Below are 4019 nucleotides of genomic sequence, written 5' to 3' on the forward strand. Positions count from 1 at the left end.
CGGCATCTGCCTGGACACCGGCGGCGGGGTCTGGACGGCGATGACGCTCGCGCACCAGTTCGAGCGCATTGTCGAGGGCGGTGGCAATGGCCGCGTGACACATCGCATCGACATCGGCGATCGGGTGGCCATCGCGTGCACGCTCGGCGGATCGGCCGCTCGGACCCTGTTCATGGTGTCCAGCAGCGACGCCTACCCCGAACGACTGGTCGGCACCCGGCTGTCCCGCATCGACACGGTGATCGTCGATACAGCCGGCGTGGAAGGTACGTGATGACCGACGCGAAAGTGCAACTAGCGAAGCATTTCTCGAGTCACCCCGTCGACAGTTGCACTCTCGCGGCGGGACGGGATGACGTCGACGACGCACAGGTGCATGTCGGGCGAGACGATGGTCGCGGCGATCAGGCGGCCGGCGTCGCCGGGCGGCACTGCACTGGTCGAGCGGACGATCGACGCCCGGACGCCGGTTCCGACAAATTCGGCGTCCAGTCCGCAAATCCATGCGTCGAGCATCCGGTCGGCCCCGGCCGGTGACGCCCCGAACAGCGCGGGGCTGAGCAGCACGACGTCACCGCGGCCGTTGTCGATCATCGGCGTCACAAGCTGCGTGACGAGGTGTTGCGCGCCCACCCAGGATCTCTCGGCCACGCCCGCCCCGCTGATCAGCCCGTCGACCTGGCCGATGAGGTAGTCCACCGACTCCAGGAACCCGTCGACGGACAGCGGGTCGGCCAGGTCAAGGTGGGCGGCGAACACCGATGCGCCGCGCGATCGCAGCCGGGCGGCGAATTTCTCGCCGGCCTGGGGTCGAGGGCAACCCATCACCACCGAATGCCCGTCCGCCGCCAGCCGAGTCGCCGTAGCGAAGGCGACCGGCGACGACGCTTCGGAGATGACGACCGCTCTGGCATCGCTCACCGCAGATGCCCGCCCTCGGGGAGTTCCCCGGCTAGACTCGGTTGATCAGCTACCAGTGACACGAAAACAGCGTGACACTTCGAGTAATCTTTGTAAAGTTGCGGGTATGGACCAGACGTCGACCATCGACAGCGACACCTCGACGCAGCAGCGGATCCTCGCCGCCACCGCTGAGGTGCTGGGCCGCAACGGTAAACGCAAGCTCAGCCTGTCCGACGTCGCCGTCCAGGCCGGGGTATCACGGCCCACGCTGTATCGCTGGTTCTCCTCGAAAGAAGACCTGCTCTCGGCGTTCTCCACCTACGAACGACTCGCCTTCGAAAGCGGAATGAGCCAGGCCACGTCCGGCCTCAAAGGGGTCGACAAACTCGATGCGGCGTTGCGGTTCATCGTCGACTACCAGCACTCCTACACCGGTGTGCGGATGGTCGACATCGAACCCGAACACGTCATCGCCCAATTCGCCGGCGTCATCCCGCAGATGCGCGACGGCCTGCAGCGCCTGATTCCCGGACCCAACGCGGCGGTCAAGGCGGCCACCGCTATACGAGTGGCGTTCTCGCACTACATGATTCGCAGCGATGACGCCGACGAGTTTCTGGCCCAGCTGCGGCACGCGGTCGGCATCAAGGGCTGATCAGTCGAACAGCACGGCGGCGTTGAGGTAGCCGGTCGGATCGAACGCCGACTTCAGTGTGCGCATCGCCGCGATATCGGCATCGTCGCGAGACATGCCGAGATAGCGGCGCTTGCGGCTGCCGACCCCGTGCTCGGAGCTGACGTTGCCGCCGCAGTCGGCGATCAGGTCCATTATCGCGGCATACAGGTCCCGCTCCTGCTCCGCGCTGCAACGCAACACGTTCAGGTGCAGATTGCCCTCGCCGATGTGGCCGAACAACACCCCGACCGCGCCGGGCGCATATCGCTCTACGAGCATTCCGGCGTCGTCGGCAAACCGGGCGACCGCGGCCAGCGGTAGCGCGACGTCGAACTTCAGCGGCGGCCCGAATAAGCCGACGACCTCGGCCACGGATTCACGGACCCGCCAAAGCCGTTGTTGTGCAGCCGTATCGACGCCCACCGCAGGCTCGCCCGACGGCTGCACGCCGTCCAGCAGCCCGGCGAGTCGCCCGGTCTGATCGACGTCGGACGCCAACTCCACCAGCAGCAGCCACCGACCGCCGACCGGCGGCGGCAGGCCGAGATGCTCGTCGGCCAGCGCCCCGGCCAGCCCGTCGACCAACTCCAGCGCCGCGATGCCGTCCAGGTCCCGGAACAGCCGGGCCGCGCCGACCAGAGCGCCGAGTTCGTCGAAGCCGCAAACCGCGGTCACCCGATGAGCCGGGTGAGGATGCAAACGTAAATCCAGGGCGGTGATCACGCCGAGTGTTCCCTCGGCGCCGACGAACAGCGACGGCAGGTCGTAGCCGGTGTTGTCGGCCCGGACCTGCGAGTGCCGCCGGACCACCGACCCGTCGGGCAGCGCCACCTCAATCCCGAGCACCTGGTTGCCCATGTTGCCGTAGCGCACCGTGCGCAACCCGCCGGCGTTGGTCGAAGCCATCCCGCCGACAGTCGCGGTGTCGCGCGCGGCCAGGTCGACGCCGAACACCAGGCCGGTCGCGCCGGCTGCGCGCTGCACCGCGCTCAGCGTCACGCCCGCTTCGGCCGCTACCCGGCGTTCGGCGCGGTCGACATCGCCGACGGTAGAAAGTCTTTCGGTGGACAGCAGCAGGTCGTCGTGTGCCGGAACGGTTCCGGCCACCAGCGACGTCCGGCCGCCCTGGATGGTGACGTGGGTTCCGGCGTCGCGGCACAGCCGCAACACCTCGGCGACTTCGTCGGCCGAACCAGGGCGTACCAGAGCACTGGCAGTGCCGCGGTAGCGGCCGGTGTAATCGACGCTGCGGCCGGCGAGTACGTCGCGATCCGTGCTGACATAACTCGCACCCACCAGCGACGACACCTGCTGCAGGACGTCCCGGCCCATGGCGCTGGTCTACCACACGGATGCAAGACTGCTGTCATGCAGCGCGACGATGTCTGGTTCAACTCCGGCAGCGACCGGATCAGCGCCTGGCTGTACCGGCCGGACAGCAGCGGCGACACACCACTGCTGGTGATGGCGCACGGACTGGGCGCGGTGCGCACGATGCGCCTGGATGCCTACGCCGAACGCTTCGCCGCGGCCGGCTACGCCTGCCTGGTGTTCGACTACCGGACCTTCGGTGACAGCGAAGGTGCGCCGCGCCAACTGCTCGACGTCGGTATGCAGTTGCAGGACTGGGCCGCCGCCACCGCCTTCGCCCGCACCCTGCCGGGAATCGACCCGCAGCGAATTGGGTTGTGGGGCACGTCTTTCAGTGGCGGTCATGTGATCGCCACGGCGGCCCGGGTGCCGGGCATAGCGGCGGTCGTGTCGCAGTGCCCGTTCACCGACAGCGTCGCGTCGCTGGCCGCGATCAATCCGTTGGTCAGCGCCCGCCTGACGGCGTTGGCGATCCGCGACATCGCCACGTCGCGCTTCGGCGGCAACCCAGTGATGGTGAAGACGGCCGGACACCCCGGCGAGGTGGCGCTGATGACGTCCCCCGACGCGTACCCCGGCTATCTGGCGTTGGTACCCGACGGCGTCGACCTGCGCAACGAGGTTGCGGCGCGGATCGGGGTGAAGCTGTTGCCCTACCGTCCGGGTCGGCTCGCGGCGAAGGTGCCCTGCCCAATCCTGTTCTGCATCTGCGAATCCGACACCGTCGCCCCGTCCGGGCCGACCCGCCGCTACGCCGCTGCGGCGCCGAAAGGCGAGGTGAAGCTTTATCCGCAGGGACATTTCGAGATCTACACCGGCGACGCGTTCGAGCGGGTGATCGCCGACCAGCTCGAGTTCCTCACGCGAAAGCTACCTACCGGATGACGCTGCCGGGGCTGATGCCGCGCGCGGGGGCGGGCGCAGGTCGTGTCCGCTGCACCGGGAATTGCCGACCCTAACCGGCGCTCCTCAAACAGCTATCGCTCGATCCCCTCCGCGGTTTCGTCCCATCGAGGCCAACGAGGTCGGTCAGGGCGCGGCGGTCTCCGTTCGGGTCGTGCCCAGTGGC

The 4019-nt window shown here is 68.1% G+C and carries 5 protein-coding genes; 3 read left to right on the forward strand and 2 right to left on the reverse strand.

Annotation, left to right across the window (positions count from 1 at the left end):
• A partial coding sequence (locus AC2VOG_RS07875; protein WP_486939356.1) for an SMP-30/gluconolactonase/LRE family protein occupies window positions 1–274 on the forward strand: 274 nt, incomplete at its 5' end.
• A 20-nt stretch (window positions 275–294) separates the two neighbouring features.
• On the opposite strand, the gene AC2VOG_RS07880 is transcribed toward AC2VOG_RS07875, so the two are convergent.
• Entirely contained in the window at window positions 295–921 is a 627-nt protein-coding gene (locus AC2VOG_RS07880; protein WP_486939357.1) for an SDR family NAD(P)-dependent oxidoreductase, read from the reverse strand.
• A 106-nt stretch (window positions 922–1027) separates the two neighbouring features.
• Here AC2VOG_RS07880 and AC2VOG_RS07885 point away from each other — a divergent pair, with 106 nt between their 5' ends.
• Window positions 1028–1558, forward strand: coding sequence for a TetR/AcrR family transcriptional regulator (locus AC2VOG_RS07885; RefSeq protein ID WP_486939358.1), 531 nt, complete (start codon window positions 1028–1030; stop codon window positions 1556–1558).
• On the opposite strand, the gene AC2VOG_RS07890 is transcribed toward AC2VOG_RS07885, so the two are convergent.
• Window positions 1559–2911 (reverse strand): FAD-binding oxidoreductase, encoded by a 1353-nt coding sequence (locus AC2VOG_RS07890; protein WP_486939359.1) that lies wholly within the window; start codon window positions 2909–2911, stop codon window positions 1559–1561.
• A 36-nt stretch (window positions 2912–2947) separates the two neighbouring features.
• On the opposite strand from AC2VOG_RS07890, the gene AC2VOG_RS07895 reads away from it, so the two are divergent.
• Window positions 2948–3835: an alpha/beta hydrolase gene (locus tag AC2VOG_RS07895; protein WP_486939360.1), complete on the forward strand. Its 888-nt coding sequence runs from the start codon at window positions 2948–2950 to the stop codon at window positions 3833–3835.
• Window positions 3836–4019: the final 184 nt, after the last annotated feature.

The sequence above is a fragment of the Mycobacterium sp. TH-M11 genome, assembly GCF_057473725.1.

Bases quoted from the DNA above. Each gene is read 5' to 3' on its own strand.
- AC2VOG_RS07885 (WP_486939358.1), top strand. From the start codon at position 1,028: ATGGACCAGACGTCGACCATCGACAGCGACACCTCGACGCAGCAGCGG.
- AC2VOG_RS07890 (WP_486939359.1), bottom strand. From the start codon at position 2,911: ATGGGCCGGGACGTCCTGCAGCAGGTGTCGTCGCTGGTGGGTGCGAGT.
- AC2VOG_RS07895 (WP_486939360.1), top strand. From the start codon at position 2,948: ATGCAGCGCGACGATGTCTGGTTCAACTCCGGCAGCGACCGGATCAGC.